At 69.3% G+C, this 21,622-nt stretch carries 17 protein-coding genes; 9 read left to right on the top strand and 8 right to left on the bottom strand.

The annotated features are described in order from the left end of the window. Positions 1-114 precede the first annotated feature (114 nt). On the top strand, positions 115-420 hold the full coding sequence (locus tag ACLF5H_RS27845; protein WP_421678757.1) for a hypothetical protein: 306 nt from the start codon (positions 115-117) through the stop codon (positions 418-420). A 13-nt stretch (positions 421-433) separates the two neighbouring features. Here ACLF5H_RS27845 and ACLF5H_RS27840 read toward each other — a convergent pair whose 3' ends face one another. Continuing rightward, positions 434-2,005, bottom strand: a complete 1,572-nt coding sequence (locus ACLF5H_RS27840; RefSeq protein ID WP_421678756.1) for a zinc-ribbon domain-containing protein — start codon at positions 2,003-2,005, stop codon at positions 434-436. Between the two features lie 87 nt (positions 2,006-2,092). Then, the gene (locus tag ACLF5H_RS27835; RefSeq protein WP_355273735.1) at positions 2,093-2,443 is read right to left on the bottom strand and encodes a DUF6233 domain-containing protein; all 351 of its coding nucleotides are present in this window, start codon (positions 2,441-2,443) and stop codon (positions 2,093-2,095) included. A gap of 119 nt (positions 2,444-2,562) precedes the next feature. On the opposite strand from ACLF5H_RS27835, the gene ACLF5H_RS27830 reads away from it, so the two are divergent. The 3 genes from ACLF5H_RS27830 (at position 2,563) to ACLF5H_RS27820 (ending at position 6,410) form a co-directional block, all read left to right on the top strand. Beyond that, a complete protein-coding gene (locus tag ACLF5H_RS27830) occupies positions 2,563-4,488 on the top strand; it encodes a pRL2-11 (protein ID WP_421678755.1) in 1,926 nt (641 codons plus the stop codon). A gap of 137 nt (positions 4,489-4,625) precedes the next feature. Next, positions 4,626-5,438 (top strand): hypothetical protein, encoded by an 813-nt coding sequence (locus ACLF5H_RS27825; RefSeq protein WP_421678754.1) that lies wholly within the window; start codon positions 4,626-4,628, stop codon positions 5,436-5,438. Positions 5,439-5,585: 147 nt separating this feature from the next. After that, the gene (locus ACLF5H_RS27820) at positions 5,586-6,410 is read left to right on the top strand and encodes a hypothetical protein (protein ID WP_421678753.1); all 825 of its coding nucleotides are present in this window, start codon (positions 5,586-5,588) and stop codon (positions 6,408-6,410) included. 190 nt (positions 6,411-6,600) lie between these two features. Here the strand turns inward: ACLF5H_RS27820 and ACLF5H_RS27815 are convergent, their stop codons facing one another. Next, the gene (locus ACLF5H_RS27815; protein WP_421678752.1) at positions 6,601-9,645 is read right to left on the bottom strand and encodes a hypothetical protein; all 3,045 of its coding nucleotides are present in this window, start codon (positions 9,643-9,645) and stop codon (positions 6,601-6,603) included. Then, complete coding sequence (locus tag ACLF5H_RS27810; protein WP_421678751.1) at positions 9,642-10,472, bottom strand: hypothetical protein; 831 nt, start codon at positions 10,470-10,472, stop codon at positions 9,642-9,644. Before ACLF5H_RS27810 ends, ACLF5H_RS27815 begins: the two co-directional genes overlap by 4 nt. Before the next feature lie 514 nt (positions 10,473-10,986). On the opposite strand from ACLF5H_RS27810, the gene ACLF5H_RS27805 reads away from it, so the two are divergent. From ACLF5H_RS27805 to ACLF5H_RS27785, 5 genes are all read left to right on the top strand, one after another. Continuing rightward, positions 10,987-12,291 carry a hypothetical protein gene (locus ACLF5H_RS27805; RefSeq protein ID WP_421678750.1) on the top strand — a complete coding sequence of 435 codons (1,305 nt, stop codon included), beginning with the start codon at positions 10,987-10,989 and terminating at the stop codon, positions 12,289-12,291. 14 nt (positions 12,292-12,305) lie between these two features. After that, entirely contained in the window at positions 12,306-14,840 is a 2,535-nt protein-coding gene (locus ACLF5H_RS27800) for a ThiF family adenylyltransferase (protein ID WP_421678749.1), read from the top strand. Further along, on the top strand, positions 14,837-15,925 hold the full coding sequence (locus tag ACLF5H_RS27795) for a patatin-like phospholipase family protein (protein WP_421678748.1): 1,089 nt from the start codon (positions 14,837-14,839) through the stop codon (positions 15,923-15,925). The genes ACLF5H_RS27800 and ACLF5H_RS27795 overlap by 4 nt, the downstream gene beginning before the upstream one ends. Positions 15,926-16,225: 300 nt before the next feature. Further along, complete coding sequence (locus ACLF5H_RS27790; protein ID WP_421678747.1) at positions 16,226-16,519, top strand: hypothetical protein; 294 nt, start codon at positions 16,226-16,228, stop codon at positions 16,517-16,519. 100 nt (positions 16,520-16,619) lie between these two features. Next, complete coding sequence (locus ACLF5H_RS27785) at positions 16,620-16,799, top strand: hypothetical protein (RefSeq protein ID WP_421678746.1); 180 nt, start codon at positions 16,620-16,622, stop codon at positions 16,797-16,799. A 155-nt stretch (positions 16,800-16,954) separates the two neighbouring features. On the opposite strand, the gene ACLF5H_RS27780 is transcribed toward ACLF5H_RS27785, so the two are convergent. The 4 genes from ACLF5H_RS27780 to ACLF5H_RS27765 form a co-directional block, all read right to left on the bottom strand. Next, a complete protein-coding gene (locus ACLF5H_RS27780) occupies positions 16,955-17,284 on the bottom strand; it encodes a hypothetical protein (RefSeq protein WP_421678745.1) in 330 nt (109 codons plus the stop codon). Positions 17,285-17,591: 307 nt separating this feature from the next. Then, complete coding sequence (locus tag ACLF5H_RS27775) at positions 17,592-17,891, bottom strand: sigma-70 family RNA polymerase sigma factor (protein ID WP_421678744.1); 300 nt, start codon at positions 17,889-17,891, stop codon at positions 17,592-17,594. Continuing rightward, the gene (locus tag ACLF5H_RS27770) at positions 17,888-18,091 is read right to left on the bottom strand and encodes a hypothetical protein (protein ID WP_421678743.1); all 204 of its coding nucleotides are present in this window, start codon (positions 18,089-18,091) and stop codon (positions 17,888-17,890) included. The genes ACLF5H_RS27775 and ACLF5H_RS27770 overlap by 4 nt, the downstream gene beginning before the upstream one ends. Positions 18,092-18,641: 550 nt before the next feature. Then, the gene (locus ACLF5H_RS27765; RefSeq protein ID WP_421678742.1) at positions 18,642-21,044 is read right to left on the bottom strand and encodes a Helicase associated domain protein; all 2,403 of its coding nucleotides are present in this window, start codon (positions 21,042-21,044) and stop codon (positions 18,642-18,644) included. Between the last annotated feature and the right edge of the window lie 578 nt (positions 21,045-21,622).

The following is a 21,622-nucleotide window of genomic DNA, read 5'->3' as shown; positions in this document are numbered from 1 at the left end:
CAGGCGAGGGGAGCATGCCGATGGAGGGCTTCGCAGAGACGGAAGGCGAGCTGTGCCCGCAAGGCGGGCCCGAGCCGGGAGAACGCCTGCGTCGGGGTTGGCCTGCCGATCCAGATGTGGCACACACCCGACTGCCCGCAGTGGACCATCATGCAGATCGACTGGGAAGCAGACTCCCGCCGCATCAAGGAGCAGGACGGGTGGGCCAAGGACGTCTTCCCGGCCGCGCATGAACGCCTGAAGCAGGCCGCCGCCGCGATGCCGCCGGACACTGCTGCTCAGCCGTTCGTCGCCGCGCTGACCGAGCTGGTCCAGGCGCAGGCCAATACCACCGGCTTCGTCGTCCTCCATGAGTGGGTGGAGATCCTGGAGCGGCACTTCCCGCCCCGACTGCCCGATCCGAACGAGGTGGCCGAGTAGCCCGCTACCGCCCTCACCACAGGGCAGACTGCACGCCCGTGATCCGCCCCGAGAGAGGCTGGGGTGCGGGCCGGTCGTCGGCCGGTGGGGCAGCGGGCTGCCGCTCGTTGATCAAACGCTGGGCCAGCGCAGCTCCCAGCCGGCGCCCGCCCTTGAGGTAGGCGCGCGCACGCTGACGGGTGCCGTCGGACCATGACGCCAGCGGCATCAGGTGCTCGACCACGATGCTGGCGGCTGTGAACGGGTCTGCCAGGTACGGCACGACCACGTCGCCATGCCGGGTAGGCCGCAGGGGCTCCTCACGCACCCGCACCACCATCCAGCCGGACCGGTGGCGTTCCACGGCCTCCGCCTTGAGCCGATCGCGTTCCTCGCCGTCGCGGTGCCAGTACGAGCCGTCGAACTCCACGGCCACGGCCTGGTCGTGGTCCGCTGGGAAGAACATGTCGAGCCGGTAGCGACCGTGCGGCGTCTGCAGCGGGTACTGCTGCTCTCCGCCTGTGAGGACAAGCTGGAGTTCGGCGAACAGTTCCGTCTCCTGCCGGGAGACGCTTGTCCGCTTCCGGCAGCGCGGACAGCCCTGCCTGCCCATGAACACGTGCGCCACCTGGGCGGACCACGGTTCGTGTCCGGTGGGGCACAGCCACCAGACCGGCACGTTGGCCCCGGCGGTCACCTCCGCCGGGGTAAGGGGCCCGTTCAGGGGCGGGTGCCACAGCGCCGCCAGTTCGGGGCTCTCGCTCGACAGCGCCTGGTAGCGCACCCGGCCGGAGCAGGAGGGGCACGCGGCCATACCGCGGACGCGGTGGAACACCTTGGCCCGGAACTCGCCGGCGCACACGGTGCACTTCCACCAGACCAGGCGGTGCGAACCGGCGGTGACGGCTTCGGCCGTCAGTCCGTCGTTGCGCTCGGGGTGCCACTGCGCCGCCAGGTCCGGCCGCGCCTCGGCAAGAGCGGGAGCACGCTTCCTACGGGCGCAGACCGGGCAGCCCGACCCGGCGACGGTCCGGTGGCTCACCTTCGCCTCCCAGCGGTGGCCCCGGGAACAGCGCCATCCCAGCCGTACGCGGGAGTTGACCAGCAGTTCCGCCACGTCGGCCGGTGCGGTGTCGGGGTCCACCTGCGAGAACAGCTCGGGCATGTCCGCCAAACGCCTGGCCGGTGCGTCGCGGCCGGCCCTCGCGCAGGCCGGGCAGCCGGTACCGCGACTGCGGTTGGATATTCGCGCCTGGTACTCGTGCCCCACCGGACAGCGCCACCAGACCTTGCGCTGCGAGCCGGGCCCGAACTGATCCGGTGAAACGTCGTTGCGTGGGTGCCACTCTGCTACCAAGTCAGGGGAGTGCTCGCTGAGCGTGGTCCGGCCACGAGGAACGTACCCGGCGCACTGCGGGCAGCCGGTCCCGGCGACACGGGAATGGACCTGGGCCTGCCAGACATGCCCGTCGTCGCACCGCCAGAACACAGCCTTGTGAGATCCGGGACCGATCTGCGCCAGGTCCAGGTCGGCGTTCAGGTCCGGATGCCATTGGGCGGCGATGGCCGGGTGCTCGTTGACCAGGAAGCGGGTGCGGCGTGTCATGAACACGCACCGTAGGACGCCCCACTGACATGCCTTTGCCGGGATCACCACCAGGATGGAGCGGAACACCGCCGGATGGTCCCGGTCTTAGTCCAGGATGCCGAGAGCTGTATCAGGCCGGCAGTGGATACACGGCGGCACCTGCTGGCGCAGGGCATCGAGCGCCTGCTGCCGGGTCGCTGGGCGGCACCGGCCGCTCTTGGCCGCCGCCCAGCAGTCGCCGGTGTGCACCGCGTCCACGTTGGTGCGGTTGAGGCCGTACTGGATCAGCCAGTCCGGTGGGGCCGGCCGCATCTCCACGCCCCGGCGCCGCTCCGCCTCGCGGCGTTCCTCGACCGCGATCCATCCGTCGATCTGGGCAAGGGCTGCCGTCGCCTGCTGAACCACCACCCGGCGGGCGAAGCGGAGCAGCTGAAGCCGCGACGGTTCATCGTTCACGTGTTCGATTCTATGGGGGTTGCGAGATCGCCGGACTCTATCCACAGGCCAACGCTTTTACGGTCGGTGTCCGCTTCCGGGTGTGAGGTGCCGGGACGCACACCGAAAGGGCACGGCCGATGGCACAGACGAAGTTCGACAAGCAGGTGGAGGAGACCGCCGAATCCCTCATGTTCGGCATCGGCCGGTTCCTGGCCGGCCGCCCGATGGACGGGGTGAAGCGGACCGACGCGACGTTCTGGCGCTCGGGCGCCCGGGTCCTGCCGAAGGTCGAAGGCCGCGTCTCCCGGTCCTCCTACCGCGCCGGGTGGAAGCGCCTGACCTTCCGCATCAGCACGCTCGCCGCGATCGGGGCCGGCGGCTACCAGGCCGGGTGGGTCCACCAGGACACCACCGTCGCCACCGCCCAGGAGATATGGGCCGACCCCGAACCCGCGCTCGCCACGCTGGAGCAGACCGGCATCGCCGCGGCGTCGACCGCCGCCGTGGGGACCGCCGCCTACCTCGCGCTCACCCGCAAGCGCCGGGAGCTGATGCGGGAGTGGGTGCTCCCGCTGCACGAGGCCCTCGCGCTGCCGCTGCGCCTGCCGGAGCAGACCGACCCGCGCCGCTACCTCCACATCCCCAGCAACTTCTCCGAGGACGACGCGGTGATCCGCGTGGACGTGCCGGGCCGCCTGGACTTCTCCAAGGACCTGGTCGTCGACATCATCTCCACCAAGCTCGCTCTGGAGGGCGTCACCTTCTCCTGGCACCTGGCGGGCCGCGAGACGTACGTGACGGTGAAGAAGACCCGCAAGCCCCCGGCCAAGGCCGCCTTCAAGGACCCCAAAGTCCGCGAGATCGTGGCCGCCGCCAAGGAGTCCGCGCCCGTCATCGGGATCGGCTCAGCCGGTCGGATCGTCACCGTCGACCTCGATGCGGAGTCCCCGCACATCCTGGTCAACGCCTCCACGGGCGGCGGCAAGTCGGTGACCCTGCGGTGCATCGCCTGCCAGATGCTCCACCACGGCTCGCTCGTCTTCGTCCTCGACACCAAGCGGATCTCCCACCCGTGGGCGTCCGGCCTGCCCGGCGTCACCTACTGCCGCGACATCGCCGACATCCACGACCAGCTCATCGCCCTCGGCATCGAAGGCCGGCGCCGCACCCGCGTCGCCGACGAACTGGGCATCGACGCCGACCCCAAGGACATCGGCCCCAGGTTGCTCATCCTCCTCGAAGAGGTCAACGCGACGATGAAGCAGCTGGCCCGCTACTGGGAGAAGACCCGCGAGCCCGGCGACCCGAAGGTCTCCCCGGCCGTCGACGCGCTCAACGAGATCCTCTACATGGGCCGCCAGCTGCGCATGCACGTCCTCCTGGTCGCGCAGTCCGCCACCGCCCGCGCCCTCGGCGGACCCGAGGTCCGCGAGCAGTTCTCCACCCGCATCCTCGCCCGCTACAGCGTCAACGCCTGGCGGATGCTCGCCCCCGAAGTCCACCCCGCGCCGAAGCCGACCAAGTACCAAGGGCGCGCCCAGGTGGTCTCCGGCGGGTCCGCGCGGGAGACGCAGATCCTGTTCTTCACCGAGGCCGAAGCCCGCGAGTGGGCCACCACCGGCAAACCGGCCCCGGCCGCAGCCGGGGCACCCTCGGCCTCGGTGCAGCTGCAGAAACCGCCCGCCGACTCCCCGGCCGACGCCTGGTCCACGCCCGCCCCCGAACTGCCGCCCGCCACCAAGCCGCTCGCTGACGGCGACGCGCTCGCCGATGCCTGGAACCCCACCCCGGCCCCGGCCGTCGACCCGACACACGCCCGGCCGCCAGCGGCCGCAGCCCCGGCCCCGGTCGACGACGACCAGGCGGTGGGGCTGCGCCAGGCCGCCGAACACCACCTGCCCGGCATCACCCTGGCCGCGCTGCGCTTCGCCCGCGCCAACGACCCGGCCTTCCCCGATCCGGCAGGCAAGCGCGGCGCCGAACTCCTCTACCGCGTCGGCGACCTCAAGAAGTGGGCCCGCAACCGGCCCCGCGCCGCCACCGGCACCACCGAACTCGACTGACCCCCCGGCGGCGAGCGGGTCGGAAATCCGACCCGCTCGCCGCCGATCCGGACCTGTCCGCCTTCGCCGACGCGATCTCCCCGGCTCAGGAAAACACCCGGTTGACCAGGCGTCACACAGAACAGGAAGACCACGCCATGAAGAAGACCGCGCTCCCGACGATGCTCAGCTTCGCCGCCGCCGACCTGCGCGAGCAGATAGAGGCCATGCCCGAGGGAACCGCCCTCATCGGCATCAGCACCGACGGCCGCGCCATCGCCGTCGACCTGGACGCCGACTGCCCGCACGTCCTGGTCTGCACCGGCGCTGGCGGCGGGAGCACCACCGTGCTGCGCTCCCTGACCGCCCAGTTCCTCCACCAGGGCGCGCACGCCCTGCTCCTCGACTCGAAGCGGATCTCCCACCTGTGGGCCAGGGGCCTGCCGACGGTGACCCACCGCGGGAACGTCGCCGGCATCCACGACGCCCTGGTCGACCTCGGAGAGGAGCTGGCGCGCCGTCTCGACCTCGCCGAAACCGACCTCGACGCCACGCCCCGGCTCATCGTCTCGGTGGACAGCGCCAATGGCACACTGCACCACCTCACCCGCTACTGGGAGAAGTTCCGCGGCACCGATGACCCGCGCACGTCCCCGGCCGCCGCCGCCCTCGAGGCCGCGCTGTGGGCCGGCCGCGCGGCGCGCGTCCACGTCCTCCTCGACGGCACGCCCACCATCAGCGTCCTCGGGGCGGCGCCGCACGAGCTGTTCGGCACGCTCATCCTGGCCCGGGTCTCCGCCACCACCTGGCAGCACCTCGCCCCGCCCGCCGGCCCCACGCCGAAGCCGAACCGGCTCACGGGCCGCGGCCACGTCATCCAGCACGGCGAGGCCTACGAGACGCAGGCCATCTGGATGACCGATGCCGACGTCGTCACCTGGCTTACCGACCCGGACGACGCCGCGAGGTGACCTGAGCGAGGTACACGCCACGGGCCCCGGGGGATCAGCCATGACGTCCCCGGGGCCCGGTCGGGTCCGCGCTGTCCAACGACCGCGTGGCCCCGGCGTCACGACATCGCCAGTCGGATTGTCAGTGCCTTCTGGGACAGTAGTGAGATGACTATTTTTTCTCTTCATCTCCTGGGTTCCGACAGGCAGTTCAAGGCAGAAGAGCTTCCGTCCGCAACTTCCCCTCACACCGGCCAGCAGCTGCGGCGTGTGGGGCTTGAGCTGCGTGTGCAGGACGATGCGCAAGACGGCCTCGAGGGCGAACTCAAGGCCGCCGCGGCTCCCGCCGGACAACCTCTCCAGGGAGAAGGCACCTCCTGGCTGGTCGGCAGCCACAGCTTCTCGTACACCGACAACGCCAGGCCGCGCGTATACACCCACCGAGTCGAGCTCCAAGAAGTAGAAGAGCTGAGAGCCTCCGCCGTGGAGGTCGCAGGGCTCACCCTCGTCCCGATCCAGTACAACGAGGACTTCACCGACGGCATGCTCCTGGTAACGCTCCTCACCGAGGTCTCCGGCGAAGACGGCGAGCGCCTGGAGGACCTGCTCGTCACGTCGGGAGACAACTACGTCGACGTCGTCCGACGCGGCGTCAGTGAGACCCCGCTCCGCATGCGCTTCGGCCGCTGCCTGTGGCAACAGGGCGAAGGCGACAACCGACTCCACAACCTCGCGCTTGTCGCCGACGAAGGCCAGCCCGATCTTCCACTGGGCTACGCGGGGATCAACCAGCCCCAGTTCGCCCGCACCATGGAAAAGACGGTCGCCACCGCCGGGGCGCTCGGCCTGCTCGTCGAACAACTCCACTCCCAGGGCATCCTGACCGAGGAAGTCGCCGCCAGCATCAAGGCCGCAGCGCTCCCGCGCGACCTCACGCCCCGTGAGAGCCGTGAGTTCTGCCGTACGGACAAGATCGAAGCTTTCTGGCGCTGAGCTCCTACCGGCGAGGGAGCGGCCCAAGACCCAAGCTCTACACGCACACCAGTGCGATGTCGCAGCTCAGCCCCCCCCAGGCATCGCACCCCAGTGCGTGTAGGGCCTGGGAGCGGTGCCGCTGGCCCCGGACAGCGAAGGACCCCGGGCCGCCCTGCGCCCGGGGTCCTGTCGTCGCTGTCGCCGCCGCTCACCAGTCGTCAGGTGCGCTGCCCACCCACGCGATCGGCCGGCCCTCGCTGGTGCGGCCCCGGTGCGGTTCCTCCATCGAGGTCTCGTGCCCGTCGGGCAGCACGCAGATCCGCCCCCAGCGGCCGTGCTTGCCCCCACAGAGCCCAGCGAGCCCGCCCGCGTCACCTTCCGCCACGGCCTGGTCGTAGCGGTCCTGGAACGGCTGGAGCCGGGCTTCCAGCTCCATGCCCAGCTCCGTCTCCGCCGCCTCCACCCGCTCCCGCGCCGCCCGCACGCCGGGGTCGGCCAGCACAGCAGTGATGACGTCCTCCGCCTCCGCGAAGGCGCGGGCGCGGCTGTGCCCCCGCACGGCATCCCGCACCCGCTGCTCCGCGGCCTCCTGGTCGCTCACGCTCATCACGCCGCTCCTTCCGTGGCCGCCCACTCCAGCCCGAGGCCGGCGAGCGCGGCGATGTGAGTTCTCATCCGTGGTGCGGTAAAGAGGTCTCAATGACTTGTGAAGCTGTAGATGACTGAGAGGTATATCGGGGTGCTTCTCTGCCAGCTGTAGAGCGTTGACCTGTGGTACCGCAAGTTGGATGAGAAGTCCGCAGTTGTACTGAGACTTCCTGTAGTCCCCAGGGGACGTGAGGTCTGGGCGGTGTTCTGGCCGTGTCAGTGATCGATGTCGTCGAAAAGACTGCGCTGTTCCGGGATTGGTCGGGTGTTCTGTGGCGTCTTTCGTCGGGAGGGCGGAGGCTCGGGGGGCCCAGTCGCGTGGGGCTTCATCCGGGTCCTCGCGGATCTGGTTGTAGAAGTCGCGTGCCTGGGCGAACTCACTGACCGCGGCGTTGTCCAGCCGTCGCTCGAAGGCTTGGCTGTACCAGAACAGCGCGTCGTCGACGGGGTCGTTGTCTGTATCGCCGTCGAACTCCGAGGCCCAGTCATCTACACGTTGTTCAAGGCAGGGGACGAGCTCACGGCGTACCTGTTCGAAGAGGTTCTCGCGTTCCTCGTCCGTAAGGAGAACGTGCCACGCTTGCTTCTGCCAGTCCTCGTCCTCGATCCACGATGCGTCGGGTCCCGTGACGGCCAGGTCTGTCATGTGTGCGATCGCCGCTCTCCGGACGTCCTCGGGGAGCAGACCGGCGCCGTAGAGGCGAGCCAGGACCCTTGGGTGAGGATCGTCTTTGGCTGGTGCACCGAAGTCCAGGAGTTCTGTGTGGAGTTCGGGATCTTCTGCGAGGTAGGCGTGTAGAAAGCCGTCGCTGCTGTTCTGCCACAGGTAGGAGAGGACCCTTCGCTGACGCTCGTACTCCTCCCACCACAATATGTCGGGGCTGCGGCGATGCCGGCGCAGCACGGAGATCCGCTGTGCTGTCGCCTGGTACAGAGGCGGCGGGATGCGCAGGAGAGTGCCCTGGCGCTGGCCACCGTCGGCGGGCAGGCAGTGCGTGCGGGAGAGCAGGGCCTGGTCGGTCATGCCGGTGAGGACGATGGGCAGCAAGTGGGTCTGGGTGGTCAGCCAGGCGGCGAAGCCCTCCCGCAGTGTGGGGTGGTGGAATGACCAGTATGTCTGTCCGTCGAGGGCGGCGGCCTCGGTGAGGAAGGTGCCGGTGAGCGTGGCCATGGCCCGGCTGGTTGCGCCAGGTGAGGCGCCGGCCCGTTCGATGATGTCGCGTTGGGCCGGATCAAGGGTGAGAGGGCTGGGCAGCCCCTTGTCCTGCCCTGTGGCGTACACGAGGGCAAGGGCTGCGTGAGCGTGGGCGTCCAGTTGGTCGTAGACATCGGTCAGGAGCTGCCGGGGACGGGCCATGAAGGTCGTGATGCTGTCGCGAGTCAGGGACAGGCCGGTGGTGAATGCCTGGAGGCCGAGGCGCCGTGCGGCTTCGGGGCGGAATGGCTCGGCGTCGGCTGCGGCCTCGAGGTGTGGTTTCAGCCGGCTGAGCACGTCCGCCGGCTGATCACCCGCAGCGAGATGGTTGTAGAGGATTTGCTGTCGCTCCGCGCGGGCGAGGTCGGCGACGTCGACGGTGACCTGCTGCTCGTGCAGTAGGGGGTAGGCATACGGTTTCAGCAGGGGCCGGGCCTCGTTGTAGATGTAGTTGCGGGAGGTGAGCACGACCCGGGCCCCGTTCTTCACGGCGCTCATCACGTGCGGCAGGTCACGTGCCCAGGCGTGGGTGAGGAATTCCTCATGGCGTACCGCGCCGAAGGCGTCATCGAGCCAGAAGAACTGGTCCTTCTCGTGCGGATTCCAGCGCTGTACCAGTTCGTCGGAGGTACGCGGCTTGACGGCCACGCAACCCCAGTTGTCGGCGGCGCTGATGGCCAGCATCAGGGCGATGACGGATTTGCCCACGGCCGGATCGCCGAGCAGCAGCACGAAGCCGTGGTCGCGCAATGCGCGGGCGGCCTTGCGATAGGCGCTGGTGACGACGAACGTGGAGACCTGTTCCGGGGCGGACTTCATCAGCACTGAGGCCTGGGCGTAGGCGCGTTCGTCGAGAATCTGCGACAGATCGCCGAGCCCGTAGACACGGGGGACGAACATGCGCAGCCCTCGATGCGAGGCGATCATGTCGCTCAGCCACTGCCCGTCTAGGACCAGGGGATGCGTTACCCCGCAGGTGCGTAGCCGCCGCTGGATCGTCTCCTCGGACAGGCCGCTGACCCGTGCGTTGGTCAGCAGCACATAGTTCGTGCACAGCCCGCGATCGACCAGGGCGTGGACCTTGGCGAACTCGTCCTCGAGTTCCGAGGGGGCGAGTGTGGCATCCGCTCTCTTGGTGTGCTTGCACTGCAGCACGAAGGGGCCTGGCGGCACATCCTGCACGCCCTCGGACACGGGGGGCGGTTGCCATGTGCCGTAGAAGGCACCGTCTCTGCCGCCGTCGTTGGAGTCCGCGAACGCCTGCACCGACTGCCCCCACACCTCTCGCAGCACAGCTGCGCACAGGTCCTGGAAGGCGCGCCAGCCCAGGGTGTGCAAGGCGCGCCAGCCCAGGGTGTGCAAGGCGAAGCGAGGCGACCCGGGGGCGACGGTTTCGCTTGTCCGCGTCATGCGTCGTCCTCGTGGCTGTCCTCGGTTGAGCTGTCACCGGGCGCGGTGAGCGCCTCCCGCATCTCCTCGTCGTCGTAGTCCGGTTCGACCAGGTCCGGGGCAAGGGTGTCGCTGCCGGGATCCAGTTCCTCTGACTGGGAAACGACCTCGACCAGGAACTTCTGCGCGGCCTTCATGAGGTCGGGGTCCCGTGTCCACAACCCGAACTCAAGGCTGCGGCGGGAGCTTTCCGTGCCGTTGGCGCTTCCCAGCCACAGTCGGCTGGGCGAGAAACCGATGACGTCGGCCGCCCCGCCCAACGCGTCTTCGTCGTGCCACCACAGCTCACCCAGCAGCAACATTTTGGTGTGCAGTATCGGGACGAGATGGTCGCCGACCCTGCGGTAACCGAGGCTGCGCAGTGCGGACAGTCGAATGTCCGGTGACGCAGAGCCGGGGCCGAGTACGGGCGCCGCGCCGTCCTCGTGGAGGCGCAGTCCCTCCAGATCGGGCAGCGCCCGGGTGGGGAAGCCGGCCGCGCCCTGCACCGCGTCGGCCACCTTGCGCAGTTTCTCCAGGGACCGTGGGCTCCTCGGCTGTTTGCTGACCACCACGCACGCGGATGGGAACTCAGCGATTCGGCGCAGCAGTTCAGTGTCGTCCACCCACAAGAACGCCCCGAGCATCCCGGCGCCGAGGCTGCGTGAGCGCCGTTGTTGCTCCAACTCGCTGCGGAACGTGTCGATCCCCCCGACGAGGCCGGCCAGCACGTTCGTCCCGAACTGGGCGGCCGCACCTTGCGCGGTATTCGCCTGAACGTTGAACTGGTGAGAAAACGACAGACTCACGACCCCTCCTGCAACAGGACCATTATGGCGTGCGGGCACAGACCAGTCGTGCGGTCGTGTCCGTCCTTCCCGCCGAAGCGTCCGGCGAGGCGGGAGTGTGCCTGCGTCGCACCTGTACACAGGCAGGCAAGACGGCCACGTTGGCCCAGGGCGGTCTTGCCCGAAACCGTCCCGCACTCCTGCAGGGTCGGAGTGTCTCCCGGCGGTCTTGTGCCCCAACCGGCTTTGGGACTGCTGGAGCACGGCGGTTCGCCCCTGGCGGACAGCAGGTATGGATGTTGACGGCGACGCCGCATGACAGCGGTGACCAGACCGGCCAGTCTCACGCGCTTTCCCGCTCGGCCGTCTCGTGCGTTCGCAGCAAGCGGCCAGCCGGTGGTGCCGGAGCTGCGGAACGGCCTGAGGTGAAACGCCTGGTCGTGCCGCGTTGTCAGTGGCAGGTGGTAGACCTGGAATTGGCTGAGGACGCCTGTTTTCCCTGGTGGTTGATCATTATCGCGTGAAGAGGTAGGACATGGTCGAGACGCAACTTCCGGAGCGAGGCGTGGTGTTCTGGCCGGTGGGCACGGGCGACTCCACCACCATCGTGCTGGGGGGCGACCTGGTGGTGCAGGTCGATCTGCGGGACATGAAGGCGGCCGACGAGGACGGCGCGGTGGTCGCCGCGGTCATCGACCGCCTGGAGGAGACCCTTCCGCAGCCCGATGGGAAGACGCCCTACCTGGCGGTGTTCGCCCTGACGCACGCCGACTCGGACCACTGCTGCGGCTTCGGCGACCTGCTGGACAGCTCCGTCCTGATCGGGGAGATATGGGCGACGCCCCGGCTGTGGCGTGAACTGTCCGAGGACAAGACCATGTGCGAGGACGCGCGCTGCTTCCAGGAAGAGGTCGAGCGGCGCGTCGTGGCCACCCTCAAGGCCATCGAGGACGGCAAGGAGCCCGCCAGCGGGGACCGGGTGCGGATCATCGGCTACGACGAGGACCGCGAGGACCACTCCTACGCGAAGCTGCCGGACGAATACTTCACCTTCCCCGGGCAGTCGATCACGACAGTCGACGGGGTCGACGTCTGCGAGACCTTCGAGGCGTTCGTCCACGCCCCCTTCAAGGACGACTGCGCCGGCGACCGCAACGACACCTCCCTGGCGCTCCAGATCCAGCTGCGCACCGGCGACGGCACGACCGGCCGGCTGCTGCTCCTGGGCGACCTCGCGTACCCCACCATCAAGAAGATCCTCGACTACAGCGAGTCCCACGACCGTACCGACCGCGTCGAGTGGGACGTGCTCCTCTCCCCGCACCACTGTTCCAAGAAGGTCATGTACGCGCCCGGGGAGGACGGTGAGGAGGAGCTGAAGCAGGACATTCTCGACCAGCTCGAGAAGCACGCGAGCCCGGACGCGCGGGTGATCGCCAGCTCGCGGCCCTTCCGCGACAAGGACGAGAAGGGCAACAACCCGCCGCACCTGCTGGCCCGCGACGCCTACGAATCGATCACCGCGTACAAGGTGCTGTGCACGGGAGAGCACCCGACCAAGGAGGAGCCCCGCCCCGTGGTCTTCGCCCTGGAGGAAGGCCTCGGGCTCGAGCTCGTGGACGTCAGCAGCCTGGAGAGCAAGGCCCAGGTGATGAAGGCCGCGGGCGGTGGCCGGCGGCTGCTGGCCGCACTCGGCACCGCGAGCTTCCCGGCCGCATCATTCGCCGCCGCAGTCGGCGCCCCGCAGCAGCGCGGCACGGCAGCAGCACGGTCGGCTGTGCAGCAGGCCAGGGGAGACGAGGCCGAACCGGCGGTGCAGATCGGGTTCGGTGACGCGTGAATCACCGCACCACCTTGCAACTCACCGAAGGCCAGCGGCTCGCCGTCGACCAGCTCCACCGGATCGTCCAGGCCTCCCATGGAGCCGTGGAGGCCACACACCTGACCGCCTCCGCCAACCGGCCCGGCTATGCGGAGGTGAGCGTCAGCATCGACTGCGCCGACCTGCCGCGCACGCAGGGCGGCCGGCGGCTGCGCAGCGTGGAGGCGGTCACCGTGCTGATCCCGCCGAACTTTCCCTTCACCGCGCCCAGCGTGCGGACCCGGCACACCCGTTTCGCCGGTGCACCGCACGTCAACTGGGGGCGCCACGTGTGCCTGTACCGTTCCACGGCGACCGAGTGGGATCCGGCCGACGGCATGTACGGGTTCATCAACCGACTCCTGGACTGGTTCGAGGCAGCCGCCGCCGGAGAGCTGGACCGGCCCGGTGACCCCCTGCATCCCCCGAACACCCCGACCGACCACACGGCGGGGCTCCTCGTGGTCCGCCGCGACGTGCCGACGGCCCGGGCGGGCGAAATCTGGCTGGGGGCCGCGCTGCTGCACCGAGTCAACGACGGAAGATGCGACGTCGTGGGCTGGCTGGCCATCGGCGAACCCTGGCCTGCCACCCTGCAACAGGTCCAGGAGAGCGTGGGGCTTCCGGCCGATGCCCGTCTCTTCCTCGCCCCAGTTGTCATCACCACCAAGCATCTGACCTTCGAATATCCGCTCACCGCGCGGGAACTGGTCGATGCCCTGGCCCAAGACCACATCACCCCGCGGCTGCTGCTCGGGCTGACCGGATGCGTCGTCGACCACAACCACACCCTGCTCCGCCCCGAGGGCGAAGCCGGACCCGAGGAAGACGAAGACGTCCCGGCCGCACCGGTGCACCTGCTGCTGGGCACCCCCTCGCGGGGCATCGCCGGCGACGGGCCGCGCCAGACCCACCTGGTGGCCTGGCACCTGCCCGACTTCGCCGATCAGCTCGGGCGCCTGACCGCCGACACAGCCCTCAGCGGCCACCCCCGGCTGGCAGAACTCGGCGACAAGGTCATTGAATTCGGCACAGAATGGCTCACCAGCCTGCCCACCCGGTGGATGCGCGTGTACGAGGCCCGGCCCGAGGTCACGGTCCGCCGCGACCACGCGACCCCCGCGGCCTGGCTGCGCGGCAAACGCGTCCTCGTCCTCGGAGCCGGGGCCCTGGGCGGCCCCGTGGCCGACATGTGCGCACGTGCCGGCGCCGCGCACCTCACGATCGCCGACCACGGGCTCGTCCACCCGGGCATCCTGACCCGACAGCCCTACACGGACGCCGACATTGGCTTGCCCAAGGCGAGCGTCCTGGCCGACCGCCTCCAACGGATCGACCCCCACCACACCCGCATCGAGGCACTCCTCGGCGACGTCACCACCCGGTGGGCAGACCTGGACCTGCACTCCTTCGACCTGATCTTGGACTGCACCGCCAACCGCATCGTCCGCGCCCACCTCGAACGCGCCCGCCGCACCGATCCCATTCCGTGGCCGCCCCTGGCGACCCTGATGATCGGCCACCAGGCCACCCGCGGCATCGCCGCCCTCTCGCTTCCCGGCGCGACCGGCGGCGGCACCGATGTCCTGCGCCGCACCGCGCTGGCCGCGCACACCGACCTCAGAGACACCTTCGACGACCTGATCGACGACTTCTTCCCCACCAAGCCCCGCACGGAGCTCTTCCAGCCCGAACCCGGCTGCTCGGACGCCACCTTCACCGGATCGGCTGCGGACGTCACAGCACTGGCCGGACAGCTCACGACCGGCATACTCCACGCCCTGGCCAGCCCCGCCGACGGGCACACCATGGCCACGCTCATCGTCCGCATGCCCACCGGCCCCACCAGCACCCAGCCCACCGGGCCGCGCTGGCTGAGCTGGTCCAACGACACCGTCGTCACGGACGAGGCCACCGGCTACGACGTACGCATCACGCCCGCGGCCCTTGCCGAGATGCGCGCGGAAGCCCGCCGAGGCGCCCGCGTCCGTGGCCCGCGCGTGGAGTCCGGAGGCACCCTGCTCGGCGCCATCGACGACGCCACCGGCGTGATCTCCGTCGACGAGGCCACCGGCCCGCCCCCGGACTCCCTGCTGACCGAGACCTACTTCCAGCACGGCCTGGACGGCGTCAGCCGCCACCTCGCCGCCTGCCGGAAGACAACCGGCAACATCAGCCGCTTCCTGGGCATGTGGCACACCCACCCGCACTCCCCGGCACAGCCCAGCCCCACCGACCGCGCCGCGATGACCCGCCTGACCCTGCCCCTGGACGACGCCCCCACCCGCGCCCTCGTCCTCATCGCCGGAGGGCCCGCCCCCATCTGGCACAAGTGGCTCACCACCGGGGATGGCCCCGATCTTTACGCACACCTGGCCACCCGTACGGGACCCGCCCAAGCCATACCCCCCGCTGCAGCGCCACCCGCCCACCTCGGCTCCGCGACGTGGTGGCCCGGCGGCTACTCAACCCGTCCCCACAGTCCCTTCAGTCCCGTCCCGCCCCCAGACAAGGCGACCCGCCCGTGACGCGCACCATCGGCCTCGCGCTGTCCGGCGGCGGCTCCCGCGCCGCCGCCTTCCACCTCGGCTGCCTGCGCGCCCTGAACGACTGTGATCTCCTCGACCGCATCCGCGTCGTGTCCGGCATCTCCGGCGGCTCCCTTCTCGCCGCCCTGTGGGCCTACGGCCCAGCAGACTTCGCCGACTTCGACGCCCGCACCACCGACCTGCTGCGCTCCGGACTGCAATGGGACATCGCACGCCAGGCGTTCAGGCCCTCCGCGGTGGTACGCAACCTCACCGCAGCCACCCGGGCCGGCACCCGCCAGGTACTCTCACGCGGGAACACCGTAAGCGTCGCCCGCCCCGCCAACCGGACCGACGCCTTGGCCGCCGTCCTCACCCGCAAGGCGTTCGACACCAAGATCATGGCTGACGTCACCCATCCCGGCCTCGACGTCGTCCTCACCGCCACCGACCTGGCCACCACCAACGCTGTCCGCTTCGGCAGCGCTCGCAGCGGCTGCTCCCGCTACGGCGCCATCACCGAACCCATCCACGTCGCCACTGCCGTGGCCGCCTCCGCCGCATACCCCGCCTTCCTGCCAGCCCTGGAACGCACCTTCACCTTCCAGCGCGCAGGCGGAGACCAGCAGCAGCACACCGTGCTGCTTACCGACGGCGGCGTCTACGACAACCTCGGCCTGTCCGTCCTGGAACCCGGACGCTCGCCGCACCACACGCAGCACGTCTACGATGTGCCCTTCATCATCTCCTGCGACGCAGGGCAGGGCGAACTGACGGTGAAAGCACCGCACTTCATGCTCGGGCGTCTCAACCGTTCCTTCGCCACCGTCCACCGCAAGGCGCAGGACTCCGCCCGGGCACGCCTGCACGAATGGGCCGCGAGCGGACGCATCGAGGGCTTCGCCCTGGCCTACCTCGGCATGAAGGACGAACGCCTGCCCGCACCACCAGCCGACCTCGTTCCCCGCAGCGCGGTCGCCACCTACCCGACCAATTTCGCTGCCATGAACCGCAGCCACTTCGAGGCCATCACCACACGCGGTGAACAACTCATGCGCACGGTGCTGCCGATGGCACGCAGATGAACTGGGCCACCCCTGCCGAACAGGCTCGTTGAGGAGTCCGTCCTCAAAGCCCGACGCCTGGTCTTCACCAACCCGGCCAGCCAGGTCACAACCGGCTTTCCCGACCCCACCATCCCGCTGCCCCAACAGGTCGGGCACATCCGCGCCGCCCTGGACTGCGCCGACCCGGCCCGGGCGCTGCTGTCAGCGCTGGTCGCCTTCCACGGCCTGTCCGCCCACCAGATCCGGCACCTGCACCTCACCCACGTCCACGACGATCACCTGGACGTCGACGGCCGCCGGGTTCCGCTCGCCGAACCCGTGTACGTGCGCCTGGCCGCCTACCTCGACCACCGCCGCCGGCACTGGCCCACCACCGCCAACCCCCACCTATTCGTCCACTTCCGCAGCGCCACCACCAGCGCGCCCGTCGGCCACCGCTGGATCAATCTCCACCTCGGCCCTCACCTCACGATCCGTGCCCTGCGTAACGACCGCCTCCTGCACGAAGCCCAGGCCACCGGTGGCGACGTCAAACGCCTCGGCGACCTGTTCGGCATCAGCCCCCGCACGGCCTACCGCTTCACCCGGACCCTGGGCCACCCCGACCTGTAGAACCCGCAACCAGGCAGGCAGTAAGGCGTCTCGCGGCGCGACCGCCGAACAAGGCGGTCAGCTTGACGAGGCTCGTCACCGCCTGGTCAGCCCTCTCGTGATGAACGTCCAGCCCTCTGCCACACGCCCACTCGGCCGCGTCCACGTCGTCCAGGACGGCGACGCCCACCTGGCTCAGGTGCCGCTGCTGACCGACGCCGAAGCCGCCGACTGGCTCACCGCCACGGCAGCCGGGAAGATCTGGCCCACGTCCGGACACACCACGGGCCCCGGGGAATGAAGACATCTCCGAGGCCCCGTGTATTTACGGCCCGGCCGAACGTCGCCTGGTCGGGCGCGACGTCGCCGCTGCCGGGCACGGTGCGTCCGAGGTGGCCACGGACTCTCCGAGCGACACAGTCGAGGTGGGGTGCTCCTGCCGCGGCGCACAGGTGCTCAGTCGTCGAGGCTCGGGTTACTTGCCCGGGCGATGCCGCCCAGCTCGATGTCCATCGCTTCGCGCTCGGCGGTCCACCGGTTGATGAAGTCCCGCACTTCCTGCACCTTGGCGGGGTCGTCGGCCTCCTCAGGATCCATGAGGACGAAGCGCTGGCCGACGTCGAGCCGTTGACGACGCAGGTCGGGCCGCCCACCGGCACCATCGCGGGCGTCGTCGTGGACGTGTGGCCCGAGACGGAGGCCGTCGCGCTGACAGACCGGGTCCGCACGGCGATCCGCAAAACCCGTGGTGACGCCGCTGTGCGGCCCTCCAGCGACCGGCCGCACCTATCCACGGCACGCCTACGGGGCCGCCGGCTCGGACCGCCTCAACGGCCGCCTACGCACCGATCACACCGCGCCGGGTTCCGCTGCGCGTGGACCGGGTCCATCTGCTGGACGTGACGTGGGCGCTCACAAGCTCCTGGAGGTCGGCACCACCATGGCCGCCACGATGGGGGTCCAGATGGCCGAGCAGGCCCTCGGAGCGCTGGTGCAGTAGCGCCCGCTGTACAACGCCACGGAGCCCCGTGAGGTCTGTCCTCCCGGGACTCCGGCTTCGTGCAGCGTGGCGTGGAGCTCCCGCGCAGCCCGCTCAGTCATACGGCACAGGGTCACTGTCGACGAACAGGCCCATGTGCGAAGCGATACGTCTCTTCGCGTGCCGAAGGTGGGAACGAACCGTAACCTCGTTCACCCCCAACACCTCTGCTGTGTGGTGAGTGTCATAGCCGAGGATGTGGTGCAGGACCACAACGTCAAACTGGCGCTCAGGCAGATGGGCCATGGCCTCGTACAGACCAAGGCTGCTGTCCATCCGACTCAACGTGTCGCGGAACTTCTCCCGGAACCACTGCATAGCCATCTCACTGGTGACGTCCCGCTCGCCGCTCATGCGCCTGAGCTCACACCGGTTACGTCGCCCGTCTGACCGTCCAGTACGGCACTATCCGGACCCTGAGCGACGGACTCGCCCGAAAAAGCGGCGAAGCCTGGGGGAGCGATGTCGTCACGACCATCGCGCCTGCGTTCTTCGCGGATTTCGTCCGCCTTGACGACGAAGTACGTCACCACAGCCTTGACCGCACGGGCCACGATTGACCTGACACCTCTCCAGGAACGGATCAAGACCAGAGCAACCCAAGGCCAGATCAACCACAAGACGATGGGCGCCATGGCGTGCGGGGCGAGGCGTGTCAGCCACTCCCTCGCCGCTGGTGGGTACGAAACGACGTACGGGGATTCGACCAGGACCAGGCCGAGAGCAGCTACGCCGGCCTTGGCCCGCGTGACCTTTGAAGGGGGAAGCGACGCGCCGTCTGGCAGCGCGCCCTCCCCCATGCGCGGAGCGCGCATGTTCGCCTACCTCTACTTGTTGCCAACCGACCAGCACCCACTCCGGCCAAGGGTTAAGTGCCAGCCGATCGATCAGCCGTTGCTTTGACCGCATCATCCTGGACGAACAGCCGATGTGTCTCGCGTTACCAAACAGTCACTATGAGTGGCCTCAGTCACAGGAAAAAGCTGGGGGACGCGTTGCACAAATCCCCCAGCTTTACGTCACTCTCTGAGTTAGACGTATCGCCTACGTCTACTGGGATCCACCACCACACTCCGGCCAAGAGATCGGTGGTGGATCCCCACATCACGCCGCTGCCCACTCCAGCCCGAGGCCGGCGAGCGCGGCGAGCTTGTCCGCGCTCAACTTGGCGCGCCTGCTCTTGCTGTTCGACAGCCAGATGCCGAGCTTGACCTCCGTGCCATCTGGCAGTACCTCTACGTGGCCCCTGGGGACCACCAGAGAGTTCGTGCGCGCCTTGTACTGCGCCAGGGCCGCAACGCCCCTCTCAAAGGCGCTCACGGGCGTCGTGGACGGCTTTGCGGACCCGTCCGGCTCCACCGGCGCCGGGGCCGGGGCGAGTGGGGTGACGCCGATGGCCTCCAGGCGCTCGCGCTGCCCGTCGGCCAAGGCCGCCCATACCTCGGGCCTGCGCTGCCTCGCCAGCCACTTGCCCACGTCCATACCGTGCACGGTGAAGCCGGGCAGGACCTCCGCCGGGCCTTCCTCGTCGCGCACCAGCTCGCGCAGCGTGGCGAAGTGCCGCTGCCACTCCGCCGACCACTCGGGGTTCCAGTCCTCGTCCACGGCCGCCAACGCCGTCTCCCACTCCGGGTGTTCGGCCAGTGCACCGGGACGGCGTAGGTTGGACAGCCACTGCCCGACCGGCTTGTCGAGCGCGGCTGCCGACCTCGGAGCGCACAGCGTCCAGTGCTCCGCGAAGTAGACCCGGGCCGCCGCCAGGTTCTCCTGGAACCGCGCGTCGGCCACCGACCAGGCCATGCCCAGCTTCTCCAGCCGCGCCGCGCGCCGGCCGTTCATCTGCCCGGCCCCGTACGCCCGTCGCTGCTCTGCGACCCACTGCCCGAGCGGGAACGCGCCCTCCTTGTGCTCGTACGGCACCTGGGCGTGGCCCTCGCGCTCCGCGTACTCCTTGAGCTTCGCCCAGCCGCGCGCCCAGTCCTGCCGCTCCGTGTCGATCACGTTGAAGGACACCCAGTTGGCGACCATCACCGGATCACGCGGAGCCGCAAAACGGAGCAGCAGACGGGTTTCTTCCTCGTTATCGGCAGGAGCGGAACCGATGTATTCGGAGGGCTGCGCGACGTCCTTCTGAGGCTCCTGCGGAATCGCCAGCAATTCCACGGCTTCCTCATCGTGAGCCCGCAGACCCTCAAGAACCTTCACCAACGGCTTGTACGAGCCGGAGGTGAACATATCCTCCGGGCTTTCATCGGGCTGGAGGAATACCGGCACGATCAACGAGGCGAGCTTTCCCTGTCCGGGCTTCTGGCGCAGCGCGCGGCCGATCGCCTGCACGATGTCGTGCGGGGCGCCCTTGGGGTCCAGCAGGGCCACGGAGTCCACGGCCCGGATGTCCACGCCCTCGCCCAGGACGCGGCAGTTGGACAGGACCGCGCGCCGGGCGGTGGAGCCGAACTTGCCCAGCACGTCCCGCCGGCGCTCCGGGATGTGCTCGCCGCACAGCCAGTCCGCCCAGATCTCGGCCGGGTACTTCTCGGGCTGGTCGGCGTGCAGCCGCTTGGCCACGCGCTCCAGGCCCTCCGCGTACGCCGCGGCCTCTATGGTCCGGTGGTGGAAGGTGATGCAGGTCGACAGGTTGTGCTGCTCCATCGTGTGCAACAGCGCCGCCTGGAGCGCCCCGAGGCGCTGCCCGCGGACCTCCTCGGTGTGCCGCTCCTCGCCCATCAGCCGGTCCGGGGTGACGACCGGGTCCTGGAGCTCCAGGACGATGATCTGGTACCGCGCCAGCAGCTTCCGCGACACCGCCGACGCCAACGAGAGTTTGTACAGGACCGGCCCGAAGACCTTCTCGTCGTCCATCGAGGCCGCCATCTCGCGCGGCAGCGGATCGCGCACCCCTTCGGCGACCTCGCGGTTCAGCCGCTCCTCCCAGATCCGCGGCGTCGCCGTCAGGTACAGCCGGCGGTGCGCCGGGATCTTCGTCTGGTCGTGGATGTCCGCCCACGCCTTCCCCATCGACCCACTGGTCCGGTGCGCCTCATCGACCACAGCCAGGTCCACCGGGGCGAGCTTCTGCCCGTAGGCACCCTCGAACGCCTCCACCAGCACGCCCAGCGACGCGTAGGTGGCGTAGATGGTCACCGGCCCCGTGGAGTGCCACAGCGCCAGCTGCACGGGGTTCGTGGTGCTCCGGACCCCCAGGTGGAACAGCTCCGGGTCGTCCAGGGGCGAGCACACCATGACGGCCGGCCCCTTGTGCCCGGCGCCGCTCCACGCCTTCACGGTCTGCGCCAGGAGATCCAGGGTCGGCACCACCACGAGAACGCGGCCCTTGGGCACAATCCGCTTCGCGGAGGCCGCCGCGATGATGGTCTTTCCCGTCCCGCACGCGGCGTGCACCTGCCCGCGCAGACCATTCCAGGGAATGCCGCCCGGCGGGATATCGAGGCCGCGCACGATGGCGGCTACGGCCTCAATCTGGTGTTCACGCAGTTTCACGGTCATTCCCGTGTTCTCCTTTTCGCGGAATGTGACGCGTAATAGGAATGAGAGTCCGACGCGGTGAGTGGCGGGCCGGGGTGGTGGTGTCTGGTCCCAGACTCTACACACCTGACACCCGTGATGCATCATCCATGCGACAGTTTCCCCCTGTAGGCTGATACTTGGCTAAATCCCGCCCCACACGCACGGTTCATAAGGTATGCTGGCGGGGTATTGGTGAACGCGATCGGCCGGTTTCGAAGGTGGGGGAAGGGTTCGGGCGGAGCGCAGCGGAGCCCGTCACTGTGGTGGGGCCGGCATCCGATCGGGCCGACGGTCCGTCACCCTCGTTGCGGGGGTGGTAGGCAGTAACCCCAAGCTCTACACTACACAGGCCCGCGCGTGATGCGCCTTCCCCTCGTAGCCAGTCCGGGTGATCGCGCTTGCGCGGTCGCCTCCAATTCGCGCTTGCGCGAATTGCATTCCGTCCCGAATTCCGCTTGCGGAATTCCATTCCCGCGCTTGCGCGGGAATCCGAATTGCGCTTGCGCAATTCGCGCTCTATGTCCCGGCTTGCCGGGACATACCCCGCTCCGCGGGGG

The organism is Streptomyces sp. LaBMicrA B280 (genome assembly GCF_049222185.1).
Classification (GTDB): Bacteria; Actinomycetota; Actinomycetes; order Streptomycetales; family Streptomycetaceae; genus Streptomyces; species Streptomyces murinus.
This window is presented reverse-complemented; position numbering and strand designations above follow the sequence as displayed.